Annotated in this window: 18 protein-coding genes and 1 pseudogene; 6 read left to right on the top strand and 13 right to left on the bottom strand. The window is 65.4% G+C overall.

All coding sequences use genetic code 11. The features are described from left to right. Positions 1–8: 8 nt before the first annotated feature. Both ABS45_RS04315 and ABS45_RS04310 read left to right on the top strand, forming a co-directional pair. Positions 9–710 (top strand): MOSC domain-containing protein, encoded by a 702-nt coding sequence (locus ABS45_RS04315; protein ID WP_291553381.1) that lies wholly within the window; start codon positions 9–11, stop codon positions 708–710. Positions 711–749: 39 nt separating this feature from the next. After that, on the top strand, positions 750–1,241 hold the full coding sequence (locus ABS45_RS04310; RefSeq protein ID WP_291553379.1) for a C40 family peptidase: 492 nt from the start codon (positions 750–752) through the stop codon (positions 1,239–1,241). Here ABS45_RS04310 and ABS45_RS04305 read toward each other — a convergent pair whose 3' ends face one another. Together ABS45_RS04305 and ABS45_RS04300 are read right to left on the bottom strand one after the other, a co-directional pair. Beyond that, positions 1,242–1,787 carry an acyloxyacyl hydrolase gene (locus ABS45_RS04305; RefSeq protein ID WP_291553377.1) on the bottom strand — a complete coding sequence of 182 codons (546 nt, stop codon included), beginning with the start codon at positions 1,785–1,787 and terminating at the stop codon, positions 1,242–1,244. Positions 1,788–1,862: 75 nt separating this feature from the next. After that, complete coding sequence (locus ABS45_RS04300) at positions 1,863–2,399, bottom strand: Spy/CpxP family protein refolding chaperone (RefSeq protein ID WP_291553375.1); 537 nt, start codon at positions 2,397–2,399, stop codon at positions 1,863–1,865. A gap of 199 nt (positions 2,400–2,598) precedes the next feature. On the opposite strand from ABS45_RS04300, the gene ABS45_RS04295 reads away from it, so the two are divergent. Further along, complete coding sequence (locus ABS45_RS04295) at positions 2,599–3,492, top strand: recombination-associated protein RdgC (protein ID WP_291553373.1); 894 nt, start codon at positions 2,599–2,601, stop codon at positions 3,490–3,492. Positions 3,493–3,496: 4 nt separating this feature from the next. Continuing rightward, positions 3,497–4,753 (top strand): spore maturation protein, encoded by a 1,257-nt coding sequence (locus ABS45_RS04290; RefSeq protein ID WP_291553371.1) that lies wholly within the window; start codon positions 3,497–3,499, stop codon positions 4,751–4,753. Positions 4,754–4,999: 246 nt separating this feature from the next. Here ABS45_RS04290 and ABS45_RS04285 read toward each other — a convergent pair whose 3' ends face one another. The 9 genes from ABS45_RS04285 to ABS45_RS04245 all read right to left on the bottom strand — a co-directional run bounded on the left by ABS45_RS04285 (position 5,000) and on the right by ABS45_RS04245 (position 14,274). Continuing rightward, the gene (locus ABS45_RS04285; protein WP_291553369.1) at positions 5,000–5,434 is read right to left on the bottom strand and encodes a DUF3293 domain-containing protein; all 435 of its coding nucleotides are present in this window, start codon (positions 5,432–5,434) and stop codon (positions 5,000–5,002) included. 14 nt (positions 5,435–5,448) lie between these two features. Beyond that, positions 5,449–6,636, bottom strand: a complete 1,188-nt coding sequence (locus ABS45_RS04280) for an acetyl-CoA C-acyltransferase family protein (RefSeq protein WP_291553367.1) — start codon at positions 6,634–6,636, stop codon at positions 5,449–5,451. 72 nt (positions 6,637–6,708) lie between these two features. Next, positions 6,709–7,491 carry an enoyl-CoA hydratase-related protein gene (locus tag ABS45_RS04275; RefSeq protein WP_291553365.1) on the bottom strand — a complete coding sequence of 261 codons (783 nt, stop codon included), beginning with the start codon at positions 7,489–7,491 and terminating at the stop codon, positions 6,709–6,711. Between the two features lie 66 nt (positions 7,492–7,557). Next, a complete protein-coding gene (locus ABS45_RS04270; RefSeq protein ID WP_291553504.1) occupies positions 7,558–9,324 on the bottom strand; it encodes an AMP-binding protein in 1,767 nt (588 codons plus the stop codon). Positions 9,325–9,350: 26 nt separating this feature from the next. Beyond that, positions 9,351–10,172, bottom strand: a complete 822-nt coding sequence (locus ABS45_RS04265) for an ABC transporter ATP-binding protein (RefSeq protein WP_291553363.1) — start codon at positions 10,170–10,172, stop codon at positions 9,351–9,353. A gap of 97 nt (positions 10,173–10,269) precedes the next feature. After that, complete coding sequence (locus tag ABS45_RS04260; RefSeq protein WP_291553361.1) at positions 10,270–11,457, bottom strand: ABC transporter substrate-binding protein; 1,188 nt, start codon at positions 11,455–11,457, stop codon at positions 10,270–10,272. A 41-nt stretch (positions 11,458–11,498) separates the two neighbouring features. Continuing rightward, positions 11,499–12,536, bottom strand: a complete 1,038-nt coding sequence (locus tag ABS45_RS04255) for a branched-chain amino acid ABC transporter permease (RefSeq protein WP_291553359.1) — start codon at positions 12,534–12,536, stop codon at positions 11,499–11,501. Continuing rightward, the gene (locus tag ABS45_RS04250) at positions 12,536–13,414 is read right to left on the bottom strand and encodes a branched-chain amino acid ABC transporter permease (RefSeq protein WP_291553357.1); all 879 of its coding nucleotides are present in this window, start codon (positions 13,412–13,414) and stop codon (positions 12,536–12,538) included. Before ABS45_RS04250 ends, ABS45_RS04255 begins: the two co-directional genes overlap by 1 nt. Continuing rightward, complete coding sequence (locus ABS45_RS04245) at positions 13,414–14,274, bottom strand: ABC transporter ATP-binding protein (RefSeq protein WP_291553355.1); 861 nt, start codon at positions 14,272–14,274, stop codon at positions 13,414–13,416. The genes ABS45_RS04250 and ABS45_RS04245 overlap by 1 nt, the downstream gene beginning before the upstream one ends. A 164-nt stretch (positions 14,275–14,438) precedes the next feature. Here ABS45_RS04245 and ABS45_RS04240 point away from each other — a divergent pair, with 164 nt between their 5' ends. Next, positions 14,439–15,131 (top strand): TetR/AcrR family transcriptional regulator, encoded by a 693-nt coding sequence (locus ABS45_RS04240; RefSeq protein WP_291553503.1) that lies wholly within the window; start codon positions 14,439–14,441, stop codon positions 15,129–15,131. Here the strand turns inward: ABS45_RS04240 and ABS45_RS04235 are convergent. Next, on the bottom strand, positions 15,073–15,525 hold the full coding sequence (locus ABS45_RS04235) for a PACE efflux transporter (RefSeq protein WP_291553354.1): 453 nt from the start codon (positions 15,523–15,525) through the stop codon (positions 15,073–15,075). The two genes, ABS45_RS04240 and ABS45_RS04235, sit on opposite strands and share 59 nt — an antisense overlap. Positions 15,526–15,618: 93 nt before the next feature. Here ABS45_RS04235 and ABS45_RS04230 point away from each other — a divergent pair. Beyond that, positions 15,619–16,094 (top strand): annotated as a pseudogene (locus ABS45_RS04230) (shikimate kinase). Here the strand turns inward: ABS45_RS04230 and recX are convergent. Next, complete coding sequence (gene recX, locus ABS45_RS04225; RefSeq protein ID WP_291553502.1) at positions 16,082–16,552, bottom strand: recombination regulator RecX; 471 nt, start codon at positions 16,550–16,552, stop codon at positions 16,082–16,084. The pseudogene ABS45_RS04230 and the gene recX overlap by 13 nt on opposite strands. Positions 16,553–16,636: the final 84 nt, after the last annotated feature.

Raw genomic sequence — 16,636 nt, 5'->3', positions numbered from 1 at the left:
TCGCCACCATGTCCGCATCGCCCTTAGGCCTGATCCGCGCCGTGCAGCGCTGCGCCGCCGTGCCGTTTGCGCGGCTCGATGGCAGCCCGGGAGGCCAGAGCGCCATTGCCAAACAGCCGGTGCAGGGGCCGGTCGCGGTCGGCACACTCGGATTGCAGGGCGATGAACAGGGAAATCCTCGCTCGCATGGCGGGCCCGAGAAAGCGGTGCACCACTACGCCTACGAACACTATGCCGCCTGGCATGCGGAGTTGGGCGATTTGCCGGTGCTGCGTGAGCCCGCGGCCTTTGGCGAGAATCTTTCCAGTACCGGCGTGACAGAGGCGGATATCTGCTGGGGCGACCAGCTGCGCATCGGCAGTGTGCTGCTGGAAGTCAGCCAAAGCCGGCAACCGTGCTGGAAGCTCAACGCCCGCTTCGGCCAGCCCGGCATGGCAAGGCGCGTGCAGGACAGCGGCCGTACCGGCTGGTACTACCGTGTGCTGGAGCCCGGCAGCCTGCAGGCGGGCGATGCCATCGTGCTGGTAGAGCGCCCCTGGCCCCAATGGCCACTGACTCGCGTGCTGCAGCTTCTCTACCACCGGATGCTCGATGTGCAGCAACTGCGCGAACTCACACGCCTGCCGCTGCCCGAGCGATGGAAAACGTTTGTAGAGCACCGCCTGAGCACCGGCACCGTGGAAGACTGGGGCAGCCGCATCCAGGGCTGATTGCGCCAACGCCGTCACTGCTGCACCATTGCACCCGCCATGCTCCGCCACGCCTGTACTGCCATCACCTGCATTGCAGCGGTCCTGATCCTGGGCGCCTGCGGTTTTGCACCCAAACAACCAGGGCAGGGCTCAATGATCGATGTGCCTTCGCGCCTGTCCGATGGCCAGGCCAGCAATGTCGCCATCCACGCGCTCGGACTGGTAGGCACACCCTACCGCTATGGCGGCAACACCCCCGAAGGCGGTTTTGACTGCAGCGGCCTGATCGGCTATGTCTACCGTGGTGAGACCGACACGCCACCGCCGCGCACCGTCGCGCAGCTGAGCCGCTACGGCGCGCCGCTGCCGCGCAGCGAACTGCGTACCGGCGACCTGGTGTTGTTTGGCAGCGCAGTGCCGACCCATGCCGGCATCTATGTCGGCAACAACCGCTTTGTGCATGCGCCTTCGACGGGCGGCACGGTGCGGCTGGACAGCCTTGACGGGCCCTACTGGTCGCGCCAGGTGGCGACGTTTCGCAGACCCTGACTACCAGTGCAGCGCGTAGCGCAGGTGCACCAGGTTGCGCCCGGGGTTGGGCGACTTGATGCGCGCATTGGAGATATGTTGCAGGCTCAGCAACACCTCGTGCCGGCGCTGCTCGCCCCAGCGCAAGCCAACGCCGATATGGGACGCAAAGTTGAATGCAGTGCTGAACTGGTGCTCACTGCTGTGATAGAGGTGGTTGGACAGCGTCACGCCTATCCCGCCCTGAAAAAACCACGGCGACGCACCGCCGTCGGGCGTCCAGCGCAAGGTCGGCGTCAAACCCAGCAGCACCAGGTTGTTGCGATTCACGCCGTTGTAGCGCCAATGGCTCAGGTAAGCATCCCAATGACCCGTCAGCAGGCCACTGCCTAGCGGTTTTTGCCAATCGCCCCAGGGCAGCGTGCCGCCCAGTGTCGCGATATGGATGCCTCCATTGGCAACGCCCGACTGGATATAGACCGAAGGCGCCTGCGCCCCAGGTTGCGCGACGGCACCGAGTGAAACGGCCGACAAAAAACTCGCAAACAAAACCGATGGGGTTGACATGGGGGGACAGGGTCTTCAGCTATCAAATGAATGACAGTCTAAAAGATTCCCTGTCGACCCGGTGCCTGTGCGGATTCAGGAAGCGGACGGTGCTGGAGTGCCCTTGCTGCCGTGGTGCATTCCGCCATGGCCATGCATGCCGCGTTCGCGCCGCTGGTGCATGCCCTGCGCATCAAACACCTTCTGCTGTTCCGGCATCAGTGCGGCATAAAAGGTTTTCACCGCCGCGCCGCGCTGGTCCGCCGCCGCCGCGCGCTGCTCGCGCAGCGCACGCATGCGGTCGATGCGCTCGGGCGTGCTCAGCTTTTGCAGCTCGGCGCGATCCAGGCGCGCATGGGCTGGGGGTTGCATCGCTTTCTGGAACGTATCCCAGGCAGGCAGCTGGGCATCGGTCAACTGCAGCTTTTGCTTGAGCTGCTCGGCCCGCTGCGCATGGCGCTGCTGCCATTGCTCCGGGTTCATGTGCCTGCCGTGCATGCGCTGCTGCGCTGCAGGTGCCTGTACCGCATCCGCCGGCGCATCGGCTGCGGGCGCGGCGATGGCGTTGAGCCCGCCCCAGGCGAGCAAACTGGCGGCGATGGCAACGGTCATGGTGGTTCGGGTTTTCATCATGGTCGGGTTCCTTTCCCGGGTTGTTGACGATGGCTGCAGTGTGGACGGGCGATGTATCGCTCACATGAGCCGCTGCTTCAACTGTGTAAAGTTGCATGCACTTGCGTTGCGAGCGCACGCGCCAGCGCTTGATATTCGATTAAAAAGCGAAGCTAACGCAGGCTGGTAAATCGCCAACAGCTATCAATTCAGGAATTTCGTGTTCAAGAACCTCATCCTCTACCGCATTGCCACCGGCTGGAAACCGGATCTCTCCGCGCTCGAATCCGCTCTCGCCGCCACACCCTTCGTAGCCTGCGGCGCAACGCAGGAACAGTCCGGCGGCTGGACCGCGCCACGCCGCCAGGAACATGGTCTGCTGGTCGAAAGCGTTGGCGGTCAATGGGTGCTTACATGGCAGACGGAAAAGCGCGTGCTGCCTGCCGCCGTGCTGGCCCGCCGCGTGGAAGAAAAAGTGCAGCAGATCAGCGCCGAAAGCGGCCGCACGCCCGGACGCAGGGAGCGGCGCGACCTGAAGGACGAGGCGCGCCTGGATCTGTTGCCCCAAGCCTTCACCCAGCGCAGCAGCAGCGATGTCTGGATAGACCCTGAAGCCGGTTGGCTGGCGATAGGCAGCAGCAACCAGACGCGTGCCGATGCCATCACCACCGCCCTCGTGGAAGCCCTTTCCGGTTTTTCCGTCCACCTGGTGGATACCCAGACCAGCCCCCAGACGGCGATGAGCGCCTGGCTGCTGGAACAGCAGGCGCCGGCGGGCTTCACCATAGACAACGAATGCGAGCTCAAATCCGGCGATGCGGAAAAAGCCGTGGTGCGTTACGCCCGCCACCCGCTCGATATTGCCGAGGTGCCCGAGCATGTGCGCGCCGGTAAGCTGCCCACGCGTCTGGCCATGACCTGGCAAGGCCGCGTGAGTTTTGTCTTGACAGAGGGGCTGCAGCTGCGCCGCATCGCGCTGCTGGAAACCGAGCAGCAGGAACGCCAGCGCAGCGGCGATGATTTCGATGCCGACGTGGCCCTCGTCACCGGCGAGCTCAAAGGCCTTCTGCCCGAACTCCTGGCCGCCCTGGGCGGCGAAACGGCCAGCGCCTGACGCCATGGCATTGAACGCGGTCTGGGTTGGCTTCTTCCTCATCGCGTTCCTCGTCGCCTGCGTGCGCTGGCTGCTGGGCGACGCAGCCATCTTCCAGCAATTGCTCACCGCCATGTTCGATGGTGCGCGCTCGGGCTTCGAGATATCGCTCGGCCTGGCCGGCATCATGGCGCTGTGGCTCGGGCTGATGCGCGTGGGCGAGCAGGCCGGCATGGTGCAGCTGCTGGCACGCCTGGCTCAGCCCGCCCTCCGGCGCCTGTTTCCCGAAGTGCCCAAGGGCCACCCGGCGCAGGGCGCGATGACGCTCAACATCTCGGCCAATCTGCTCGGACTGGACAACGCAGCCACGCCGCTGGGCCTCACCGCCATGAAGGAGCTGCAAACGCTCAACCGCGAGAGCGAGGGCAGCGCCAGCAACGCGCAAATCATGTTCGTCGTGATGAACACCGCCGGCCTCACGCTGATTCCCACCTCGGTGATCGCAATCCGCCAGAGCGTGGCGCTGCAGCAGGGCCTCACCAGCGGCTTCAACGCGGCTGACATCTTCCTGCCGACGCTCATCGTCACCTTCATCGCGCTGCTCGCCGGCGTGCTCGCCGTCGCCGTGGCTCAGCGCTTGCCGCTGTGGCGCCCCCGCCTGCTGCTGCCGGTGTTGGCGGTGGCGGGCGCGCTGCTGGGCAGCGTGGCACTGCTGGCGCACCTGCCCGCCGAGCAGGCAGCGCGCATCGCCGGCACCACCGGCGCGGGCGTGATCTTGGCCATCGTCGTTCTGTTCCTGCTGGCGGGCGTGTGGCGGCGGATCAATGTGTATGACGCCTTCATCGACGGCGCGCGCCAGGGCTTTGACGTGGCGGTGCAGATCGTGCCCTACCTCGTCGCCATTCTCGTGGCCATCGCCGTGTTTCGCGCCTCGGGCAGCATGGACGCCCTCCTTGGCCTGCTCGGCCGCGCCGTGAGTGCATTGGGCCTGCCCACCGATTTTCTGCCCGCCCTGCCCGTGGGGCTGATGAAGGTGCTCTCCGGCGCCGGTGCGCGCGGGCTGATGATCGACGTGCTGCAAACCCACGGCGTCGATTCCTTCGTCGGGCGCCTGGCCAGCATCATTCAGGGCTCGACGGAAACCACCTTCTACGTGCTTGCGGTGTACTTTGGCAGCGTGGGTGTCAGGCACACGCGCCACGCGCTTATCTGTGCGCTGCTGGCCGATGCGGTGGGGCTTGTGGCGGCGATCGTGGTGGGTTATGTCATGTTGCGTTCATGACCGCAGGCGCCACGGTGTTTGCACATATGCCTGCTACCAGCATTGAATACAAAGAGTTCTTAAAAGAATAGTGGTAGTAATAGCCTGCCCGTGAAACGTAGGAAAAGTTGATTTTTCTGTTGAATTTCAAAGGTTTGCTTGCATGGATAACCGGGTTTTGACAGTGGTCGGGTTCGGAGCTGCTCATGGGGACAAATCGGTGTCCTGCGCCTGGCCTGTGGATAACCAGCGTCTTGTCCCCCGTTTTCAGCCAGGTTGTCCACAGGTCAGGAGGAGCAGTTGCGGAATTGTGTCTTCGGCGCAGACAACGATGGCGTTTTGCGCCCACCGATGGCCCAGCCGTTCGGCCGTGGCACGTGTCAGTCCCAGTACCAGGAAACTGGGTTCCGGCGGCCAGCCATTGCTGGGGTGCGTGCCCTCGCCTTCGATGAAGAGCAGATGAAGTCGGCGCAGCTCGGCCGCCAGTTGCTGCTGGCGTTCGGTATTGAAGGCCAAGGTACAGGGCTGACTTCGTGGATTGGCCGCCGTGATGAACGCGCTGGAGGTGACGCCGTGACGCGAGTGCAGTTGCCGCAGCAGCGGGCTGGCTTGGTTGATGCGCAGGATGAAGGGTGCGTCGCCGCCCACGCGGTATTCGGTTTCCCGGTAGGCGGCGAGGAGTTCGGCAGGGATCGCGGTCATGGCCGCGCCTGCGTTTACACGCGCTCGAAGATCGCGGCAATGCCCTGCCCGCCGCCGATGCACATGGTCACCAGCGCGTAGCGCCCTTTGGTGCGGTGCAGCTCGGCAATCGCCTTGGTGGTGATGATCGCGCCCGTAGCGCCCACCGGGTGGCCGAGCGAGATGCCCGAGCCGTTGGGGTTGACCTTGGCGGGGTCCATGCCCAGTTCCTGAGCCACGGCGCAGGCTTGAGCGGCGAAGGCTTCGTTGGCCTCGATCACGTCGATGTCGGCGAGTTTTAGACCGGTGCGTTGCAGAACTTTTTGCGTCGCAGGCACCGGGCCGATGCCCATGTAGGCCGGATCCACCCCGGCGTGCGCGTAGCCCACCAGGCGCGCCAGTGGCTTCACGTTCAGGGCCTGCACCCGGTCGCCGCCCACCAGCACCACGGCGCCCGCGCCGTCGTTGATGCCCGAGGCATTGCCCGCGGTGACAGTGCCGCCTTCCTTCTTGAACACCGGCTTCATGCCCGAGAGCGTGGTCAGCGTGGTGTCGGCGCGCGGGTGCTCGTCGGTGTCGAAGACCACCACGCCCTTGCGCGTCTTGATCTCGATGGGGACGATCTGTTCCTTGAAATATCCGGCGGCGATCGCGGCGACGGCGCGGCGGTGGCTCTCTGCCGCCAGTTGGTCCTGCATCTCGCGGCTGATCTTGTAGCGCTCGGCGACGTTCTCTGCCGTCACGCCCATGTGCAGTTTTTGCCACGGGTCGTGCAGGATGCCTATCATGTAGTCGATCAGCTTGGCGTCGCCCATGCGCGTGCCCCAGCGCGCGGCGGTGTCAAAGAAGGGCCCGCGGCTCATGGATTCCGAGCCGCCGCCCACGGCGACGTCGCAGTCGCCCAATTGAATCGCCTGCGCTGCCGAGACGATGGCTTGCAGGCCCGAGCCGCACAGGCGGTTGACGTTGAACGCGGGCGTCTCGATGGGGCAACCGGCATCGATCGCGGCCACGCGCGAGAGGTAGGCATCACGCACGTCAGTGGGAATGACGTTGCCGATTACCACATGGCCCACGGCCTTGGGATCGACCCCGGCGCGCTCGATTGCGGCCTTGACCACGCTGGTGGCCAGTTGCGTGTTGGGGATGTCCTTGAGAGAGCCGCCAAAGCCGCCGACGGCGGTGCGGGCGGTGCTGACGACGAAGACTTCGCGGGTAGTCATGGCAGGTTCCTTGCAGTGTGAATGGTGTGCGCGGCGCGCCGGTGAAGTGTCGCGCAGATTGTGAGCGCGGGATCAATGCCCGGTGAATCGAGGCGCGCGCTTGGCCAGAAAGGCGGCGATGCCTTCGGGCAGGTCGGCGGTCTGCGTGCAGGCGTCGAAACCGCGTGCCTCGGCCTGCAACGCGTTGGCCAGATCGGTATCCTGACTCGCGCGCATCAGCCTGCGCATGTGGCCGTAGGCCGTCGTCGGTCCGCTGGCAAGGCGCTGCGCCAGTGCATTCACCGTGGCTTCGAGTTCCAGCGCCGGCACGACGCGGTTGATCAGCCCCAGGCGCAGCGCTTCGTCGGCGTCGAAATCCTCGCTCAGCAGAGCGATCTCGAGCGCCTTGCGCAGCCCGACGAGGCGCGGCAGCGACCAGGAAGCGCCGACGTCGCAATTGGCGCCGAGCTTGATGTAGGCGAGGTTGAAGCGCGTCTTCTCGGCCACCAGTACGAAGTCGCACATCAGCATCAGCGACAGGCCGCCACCGGCGGCGACGCCATGCACCTGCGCGATGATGGGCGCGTCGATGCGCTGCATCAGCAGCACCGCCTCGTTGATGGTGCCAAGCAATTCGGCGACGGTCTGGCGCGGCGCGGCACTCATCGCGGCAAGATCGCCCCCGGCGATGAAGGCACGCCCGCTACCCTTGAGAACGACGGCGCGCACGCTGCCATCGGTCGCGATGGCGCGCATCGCCGCGAGAAAGGCCTGCGCCGTGGGAACGTCGAGCGCGTTCAGCGATTCGGGGCGGTTGAATTGCAGCGTCACGACGGCGCCGTCGCGCGCGACGATCAGGGGTGTGGTATCGGGCATGGTACTCCTTCAACGATAGCTGTCAGCGATTTGCCATCAAACGCTACAGCCTGTTTTCATGGTGAATCAATAGAGCGCCTCGATCTCCGTGGCATAGGTCTTGTAGATGCTCGCACGGCGCACCTTCATGGTAGCGGTCACTTCGCCATCGTCGTGATCGAGCTCCTTGGTCAGCAAATGGTGTTTGCGAATCTGCTCGACCTGCGCCAGTCTGGCGTTGCCCTTGTCAATTTCTTCATGGATGAGCTGCTGCACCTCGGGCAGCTCGACCAGCGAGCGAAAGTGCGTGAAGGCCAGGCGCCGCGCCTCGGCCCATTTGGCGACAGTGTCGAATTCGATCTGCACCAGCGCCGAGACAAAGCGCCGCCCGTCGGCGATCACGATGCACTCCTTGATGAAGGGGCTGGCCTTCATCGCGTTTTCGATCTCCGAGGGAGTGATGTTCTTGCCACCGGCAGTGATCATGATGTCCTTGAGGCGATCGACGATCTTGATCTGGCCCTGCACCTCGCGCACCACGTCGCCGGTGTGCAGCCAGCCATCCACGATGCTTTGCGCCGTGGCCTCGGGGCTCTTGTAGTAGCCGACGAAGACCATGTCGCCTCGCAGCTGCAACTCGCCGCTGTCACCCAACCGGTATTGCACCCCGACCGTGGCCGGACCCACGGTGCCGATCACCACGTCATCCAGCCGATGGCCGGTGACCATGCCGCTGGATTCGGTCAGGCCGTAGACCTCGATCAGCGGCACGCCCAGCGTGCGAAAAAAGCGCACCACGTCGGGCGCGATCGGTGCGGCGCCGGTGAGCGCCACGGTGGCCGCGCGCAGGCCGATGAAGTTTTGCAGCGCGCGAAAGATCGTCCAGTACGCCAACGCAAAGCGTGCCCGTTCGGCCAGGCTCCAGGTTGCACGCGGCTTCTCGGCCAGCGGCGCGCAGGCGCGCATCGCCCAGGCAAACAGCCGCTGGCGCAGCGCGCCGGTTTCCTGCATCTTGATGAGGATGGAGGCATGCAGCTTCTCCCAAATGCGCGGCACACCCAGGAACATGGTCGGCGCGACCTCGCGCAAGTCCTCCTGCACGGTGCGGATCGATTCGCCGAAGTTCACCGTCGAGCCCAGGTAGATGGGCGTGAAGGTGGTCAGCATCTGCTCGGCCACGTGGCACAGCGGCAGGTAGGACAGGTGCGTGGCGCCCGGGTGCAGCTGCATCCTCTCGACGATGCCCGGCACCACCGCGCGCATGTTGCGCCACGAAATCATCGCGCCCTTGGGCTTGCCGGTGGAGCCCGAGGTGTAGATCATCAGGCCGATGTCGTCCAGGTGCTGGCGCGCCAGCGCATCGTCGATCAGCTGCGAGTTGTTGCTTTCACGGCCAAGCTGCTCAACCTCCTGGAAGGTCGCGATCACCGCGCGTTGCGCGGGTGTGAAGCTGCGCAGGCCCTTGGTTTCGATGACGATGATTTTCTTCAGGCGCGGTAGTTGATCGAGCGCTTCGAGCACCTTGTCGGTCTGCTCCTGGTCTTCACAGACCATGATGTCCACGTCGGCGTGGCCGACCACGTAGGCGACCTCGGCCGATGGGCTGGTCGGGTACACGCCGACGGTGACGGCCCCCATCAGCGCGGCGCCCATCTGCGCCAGCACCCATTCGATGCGATTTTCGGACAGCACGCCCAGGTGTCCGCCGGCGCCCAGGCCCAGCGCCGCCAGCCCCCGGGCCACGTGGCAGGCGCGCTGGTGGTAGTCGGCCCAGGTCACCGGCTTCCAGATGCCGAAGTCCTTTTGGCGAATGGCCACGCGCCGCGCATCGCTGCGGGCGCGTTCGCGCAGCATCTGCGGCAGGGTCAGTTCGGGCAGGTTCACGACAGCCACCTCTTGCGCCGCTTGTAATGCTTGAGCTCCTTGAAGCTGCGGGCTTCGCCACTGCCGCCCATGCCGAGGTAAAACTCGCGCACATCGGCGTCGCTGGCCAGGCGCTCGGCCGTGCCGTCGATCACGATCTTGCCGTTTTCCATGATGTAGCCGCGGTGCGCCACGGCGAGCGCCACGGTGGCGTTCTGCTCGACCAGCAGCATGGACGTGCCGCGCTCGGCGTTGATGCGCGCGATGATGGTGAAAATGTCTTCGGTGAGCATGGGCGACAGGCCCAGCGAGGGCTCGTCCAGCAGCATCAGCGTGGGCTGCGCGATCAGCGCGCGGCCGATGGCCAGCATCTGCTGCTCGCCGCCCGAGAGGTAGCCCGCCAGGCCCTTGCGCCGCTCAAACAGGCGCGGAAAGTAGGCGTACACACTGTCGAAGTCGGGCTTGGAGGCGCCGCTGCGCCCGGTGAGCGCGTAGGTGGATGCGACCAGGTTTTCCTCGACAGTCAGGTCCTCGAAGACTTGGCGCCCTTCCATCACGTGCGACAGGCCGTGGCGCACCAGTTGCTGCGGTGCCAGCCGCGCGGTGTCGCCGCCGTCGAAACGTATGCTGCCCGATTCCAGCGCGCCGTCCTCAAGCGGCAACAAATTGGAGATCGCCTTCAGCGTCGTGCTCTTGCCCGCGCCGTTGCTGCCCAAGAGCGCCACGATCTCGCCGCGCGGCACGGCCAGCGACAGGCCGCGCAGCGCCTGCACCACCTTGTTGTAGACGACCTCGATGTTGTTGACTTCGAGGACGTGGTTGGGCGACGGTTCTGACATGGCTTGCAGGGTTGAGCGTTCAGCGTTGGGCGTTGAGCGAGGGGGCACGCATGCAGGTCTTCACGCTGAACGCTCAACCCTCAACGCCCAACTCCTTTCAGAGCTTGATCCAATCCGAGACCGCGACCATCTTTTGCGCCTTCATGTCGGCCTGGTACACGCGGCCCACCGGAATCGAGTTGCCTGGAATGCTGATCGGCACGCCGATCAGGCCGCCGGTGTCGAAGTCGCGGATGGAGTTGAGCGCGGCCTTCATGTTGTCGCCACTCAAAGGCTTGCCACCGTCCAGACAGCGCTTGACCGATTCGAGGAACAGCATGGCGGCCAGCATGCCCTGCGTGTAGGCGGTGCTCTGGTACTGCGGGCGCATGGCGCGGATCTTCTCGAGCAGGGGCGCTTTTTCGGTGTCGTAGTAGTAGCGGTAGGGCATCACGCCCATGAAGCCGTCGCCGTCGGGGCCCATCTTCATGACGGTGGAGCTGTCCATGGTCCAGAAGGTGCCCATCCACTTGGTGGCCATTCCCTGCTGCTTGCCCTGCGAGATGAACTCGTTGATGGGCGCGAGGATGTAGCCGTGAAAGATGGTGTAGTCGGGCGCGGCGCGGCGCAGCTTGATGACTTCGGTGGAAACATCGACGCTGCCCGCGGCCGTCATGATCTTGATGGGCACCGACAGGCCCAGCGCCTTGGCCGCGGCCTCGCTCTTTTCGATCGGGTCACGCCCGAACTCGGAGTCGGAATAGACGAAGGCCACCTTGGCGCCCGGCTTCTCCTTGGCGATGTGCTTGAGCAGGATGCCGAACATCTCGGTGTAGTCGGGACCGACCAGGAACTGGTGCGGGTACTTCTTGGGGTCGTTGAGCTCACTCGCAAACGAGGCGCCCGCCATCAGGATGGCGCCATTGCGATCGAGCTCGGGGTTGATGGTCTTGGCGAAACCGGTGGAGTCGCCGTAATAGACGTTGACCTTGTTCTGACTGGTGATCTTCTTGAAGGCCGCGACCGAGGCATCGACCTTGTAGGCGGTGTCCTCGGGCACGTACTTGACCTTGCGGCCCTTGATGCCGCCCGCGTCGTTGATGATCTTGACGTAGTCTTGAAAGCCGTCGTTGATGCCGACGCCGGCAAACGCGAACACCCCGGTCATGGGGATGGAGCCGCCGATGACGATCTCCTCGGCATCTTGCGCCAGCACGGACAACGGCTGCGTGAGCGCCGCCACGCCGCTGGCGGCAGCCCCCAGCATGAGCGAGCGGCGACGGGTGGAAATGGGGCGATGGGCCATGACAGTCTCCTTGGGGGGTGGGTGATTGCGCGTGGCACTGCTCAATTGCGGAAGGGCCACAGGTGAAAGAATCGGCGCGTGCGCCGCCACATTTCTGCGAGCCCCAGCGGCTCGAACACCAGAAAAACGATGATGAGCGCGCCGAACACGACCAGGCGCACGGGCGCAAGAAAGACGGTGAGCTCGGCGCCGCCGGGCAGCAGATCGACGACGAACTTGAGCAGCTCGGGCACCAGCGTCATGAACACCGCGCCCAGGATCGAGCCCAGTGTCGAGCCCATGCCGCCGACGATGATGGCGGCCAGAAAGAAGATCGACATCGACAATGGAAAACTCTCGGGCGTGATGACGCGAAAGAAGTAGGCGAACAGCCCGCCCGCCACCCCGGCGTAGAACGACGACAGGCCGAACGACAGCAGCTTGTACTGCAGCAGCGGAATGCCCAGCACCTCGGCCGAGATGTCGCGGTCACGGATGGCGATGAAGGCGCGCCCGATGCGCGTGCGAAACAGGTTGGCGGCGCCCAGCAGCATCAGCACCGTGACCGGCACGATCAGCCAGTACAGGCGAAACGAGGTGTCCAGATCGACGTCGAACACGCGCGCCGGGCGCATCGACAGTCCGGTCGTGCCGCCGGTGAAGTCGAAGTTGGCGAACAGAAAGTGCGCGATGAAAGTGGCGGCAATCGTCACGATGGCCAGATACAAGCCCTTCACGCGCAGCGACGGCACACCGACGATGATGCCGCCCAGCATCGCCACCACGCCGGCGGCCAGCAGGTTCAGCGCCAGCGGCGTGCCCCAGCGCAGTTGCAGGATGGCGACGGTGTAGGCGCCCAGGCCCATGAAGGCGGCCTGCCCCAGGCTGACCAGGCCGGTGTAGCCGGTCAGGATGTTGAGCCCGGCGCTGCTGGCCACGTTGATGGCCACCAGGCAGGCCATGTACAGCCAGTAGTCGTTGGCGGCGAACGGAAACGCCACCAGCAGCACCGCCGCGATGCCCAGCCATGCGTGCTGCGTGCGTGAATCGAACAGCGCCGCGTCAGCGACGTAGTCCTGCTTGAGCGTACCGATGCGCATCAGAGCCTCTCGATTTCGTGCGTGCCGAACAAGCCGTAGGGCCGCAGCATCAGAATGACGACGAGCACAATGAAGGTGGCTAGCAGCTTGTACTCACCACCCAGATAGGCTGCGGCCAGGCCTTCGACCAGCCCCACCAGCAGTCCGGCGACGAGCGCGCCGAGCACACTGTCGAGTCCGCCGACGATGACGACGACCAGCACCGAAAGGCCGAACACGCCCATCGACGACGAGATGCCGCCGATCGAGCCGACGATGATGCCGGACACCGCCGCCAGCATGGCCGATACCACCCACGACAGAGAAAACACGCGCGGCACGTTGATGCCGACCGCGTAGGCGGCGGCCTGGTCGCTGGCGGTGGCGCGCAGCGCCACGCCGCCGCGCCAGTAGCGAAACACCAGCAGCACGGCGGCGATGAACACGATGGCAATCACCGCGCCCCAGGCCACCTTGGGCGCGAGAAAGGCCTCGCCGATCATGATCGGCTTGCTGGGCATGAAGTCGGGCAGGCGGCGCTGATCGGCGCTCCAGATGATCTCGACCAGCCCGACCAGCACCGAGCCCAGCCCGATGGTGACCATGAAGGCCGAGATCGGCGGCTCACCCAGCAGCGGGCGGATCATGCTGCGCTCGATCACCGCGCCCAGCACGCCGCAGGCCAGCACCGCCGCCGGAATGGCCAGCCACAGCGGCAGCGCCCACATGGCGGCGAAGGTAAAGAACAGGTAGCCGCCGGCCATCAGCATCTCGCCAATGGCCAGGTTCACCACCCGCGTGGCCTTGTAGACCATCACGAAGGCCAGCGCCGCCAGCGCGTACAGCCCGCCGCTGGCGATGCCGGTCAGGCCGATCTCGAACAGGTAGCCCCAGTCCATCAGGCTGCCTTCCGCCCGGCGACGCCGACCGCGCGCAGCTTGCGCCGCAGCGCCTGCACATCACCCGCGCCCAGGTAGGCGCGCGCCACCTCGGGGTCGGCCTGCACCACGGCCGGCGTGCCCTGCGCGATGACCTGGCCGAAGTTGAGCACCACCACATGGTCGGACAGGTCCATCACCATGCCCATGTCGTGCTCCACCATCAGCACCGTCACACCCCATTCGGCACGCACGTCCAGGATGAAGCGCGCCATGTCCTCGGTCTCCTCGCGGTTCATGCCGGCCACGGGCTCGTCGAGCATCAATATTTCGGGCTGCATCGCCAGCGCCCGCGCCATCTCGACGCGCTTTTGCAGGCCGTAGGACAGCGCCGCGACCGGTGCGTGGCGGATGTGATCGATTTCCAGGAAGTCGATGATGCGTTCCTCGATCTCGCGGCGCAGTTCGGCCTCCTCGCGGCGCGCGCGACCGACGTAGAGCAAGGCATCCAGCACGTTGGTCTTGAGGTGCGCGTGGCGGCCGAGCTTGATGTTGTCGAGCACCGTCATGCCGCGAAACAGGGCGATGTTCTGGAAGCTGCGCCCCAGCCCCATCCTGGCGCGCTTGGGCGCGGGGATGCGCGTGATCTCCTGGCCCTTGAAGCGGATGCTGCCCTCAGCCGGCCGGTAAAAACCCGAGATGGTGTTGAACAGCGAGGTCTTGCCCGCGCCGTTGGGGCCGATCACCGCCGTGATCGAGCCGGGCGCCACCGCAAAGCCCACGTCCGTGAGCGCGCGCACGCCGCCGAAGGCCAGCGTCACGCCCTGCACCTGCAGCAGTGGCGCGGCGTCGTGTGGGGCGTCTGCCTGGGCTTCGGGCATGGCGGCGGGTCTAAGGGTTTGTTCGCGTCCCAAAAGGGCTACTTGTGCGTAAACTTGTTACTGGAAAGTAGATTTTTGACAAGAAGACGCGATCGCAGCATCCGGATTTACCCGCACCCGGTCCAGGAAACGCCATGGCCACTTCTTTGTCCGACCAAGCGCCCATGCCCGCCCCACGCCCGTCGCGACGCCCGCGAGCGCAGCCGTCACCGTGGGCCCGGCCGTCGCAGCGCCAGCAGCAGCGCGAAGCCAAGCGCAACGCGGTGCTCACCACGGCGGCGCAGCTGTTCAACGAACGCGGCTTTCACGCCACCTCGCTCGACGACATTGCCGCCCACCTGCATGTGAGCAAGCCGACGCTGTACTACTACGTCAAGAACAAGGACGAAATCCTGCTGGCCTGCGTGCAGAAGGGGCTGCACATGACGCTGGAGGGCATCGAGGCTTCGCGCCAGGCGGGCGGCAACGCGCTCGACCAGTTGCGCGCCTGCATGCAGGTCTATGCCGAGATCGTGGTCCAGCCTTTCGGCATGTGTCTGATCCGCGTCGGCGACGAGGAGGTGCCCGAGCCCAGCCGCACCGAGCTGCGGCGCATGAAAAGCGAAATCGACCTGGCATTCAGGCGCCTGGTCACGCAGGGCGTCGAGGACGGCTCGATCGCACCCTGCGACCCCAAGATCATGGCCTTCGTGATTGCCGGCGGCCTGAGCTGGATCGGCCGCTGGTACCAACCCGGGGGTCAGTACCCGGAGAATGAAGTCGTCGCCCAGTGCATAGACGCGCTGCTGGGCGGCGTGCTCAAGCGCCCACCTGCGCCGAAGCCGGTAGCCCGAAAAAGTGGTCGAACACCCAGTTGAAGACATAGGTGTAGACGAGGAAGAACACCATCAGTGCCGCCTCCATCACCAGTGCCTCCCACAGACTCACGCCAAACCACCAGGCCATCAGCGGCACCAGGATCAAGGCCAGGCCCCCTTCAAAACCGATGGCGTGCGCCGCGCGCCGCGCGATGGAGCGGCCCTTGACCGTCTGGCGCGCTTCCCACCACTCGAAGGCGCTGTTGAAGGTGACGTTCCAGCCCACGGCGACCGCCGATGCCGCCACTGCCATGACACCGGATTCCTGCGGCTGCTGGCCGATGAGCACGAACATCAGGCCCGATGCGACGATGGCGATGATTTCATAGATGGTGACGTAGATCACCCGGCGCCAAGGCCCCTGGAGGCCGCTGGCCTGGTGTGGTGTGGACATCCGGCGAGTATAAAAAATCCGGTCTAGTCGCTCGTACACTGGCGAGTTTTCGGGAGAAGATTTTTGGCGCCGCTGCGTTGCACCTTGGTGGGCATGCCCGGTTCGGGCAAATCAACCGTCGGCCGTCACCTGGCCAGGCGGCTTGACTGGGCGTTCGTCGACATGGATCAGCGCCTGGAGCAGCTGTTCGGCTGCACCGTGCGCGCCTTCTTTGATGCCCATGGAGAGGCGGCGTTTCGCGAGCGCGAGACACAGTTGCTGACCGAGCTGGCGCACGAAGGCGGCGCGATGGTGCTCTCCACCGGCGGTGGCGTGGTGCTGGCCGAGGCCAACCGTACGCTGCTGCGCGCCCATTGCGCCCCGGTGTTCTACCTGCATGCGACGGCACACGCGACCCACAGGAGCGTCTGCGCGAGATCTACGCCACGCGCGATCCGCTGTACCGCGAATGCGCGAGCTATGTGATCGAGACGCGCAGGCCCACGGTGAGTGCGCTGGTCAACATGGTGCAGATGCAGCTGGAGATGGCACGGCCATCGCAGGCTATGCCTGGCGATCAGAGTTCCTGATCGTCGTCGGCGCCGCCGCGCCCCCGCACCACCCGGCGCACCACTTCCCCGGAAAATCCACGCGCGGCGAGAAACCGCATCTGGCGCGCGCGCTCTTGCGGGCTGGTGGCGACCTCGCCGCCAAAGCGTTTGTGCCATACGGCCCGGGCGCGCTGAAGCTCCGTATCCGCCAGCGCGGTGGTGCTGGCGCGCACCAGTGCTTCGGAAAGGCCCTTGCGGCGCAGCTCCTGCGCCACGCGCTGCGTGCCCAGCAGAGGCGCCCGGCGATGCACCACCGAGGCGGCGGCGCGTTCGTCGCTCAACAGGCCGCTCGCCTGCAGCGCGTCGAGCAGCGCCCGCAGGTCGTCGCCCTCCTGCAGGTGGCGCGTGAGCTTGGCGGCAAGTTCGTGGCGCGAGTGCTCGCGACGGGCCAGCAACCCGAGGGCGCGGGCCTTGAGGCTTGGGGCGGTGCGTGGTATCAAAACAAGAGCTGCCTGCGCTTCATGGACGGGCGGAACGAGTCATTTTGGTTAAAAGCGACAGTGCTTTTGTCGATCGCCTCT

The organism is Comamonas sp. SCN 65-56, assembly GCF_001724135.1.
GTDB lineage: Bacteria > Pseudomonadota > Gammaproteobacteria > Burkholderiales > Burkholderiaceae_C > Comamonas_C.
Note: the sequence above shows the minus strand (reverse complement) of the source record. Positions and strands in the feature narration are given on the sequence as shown.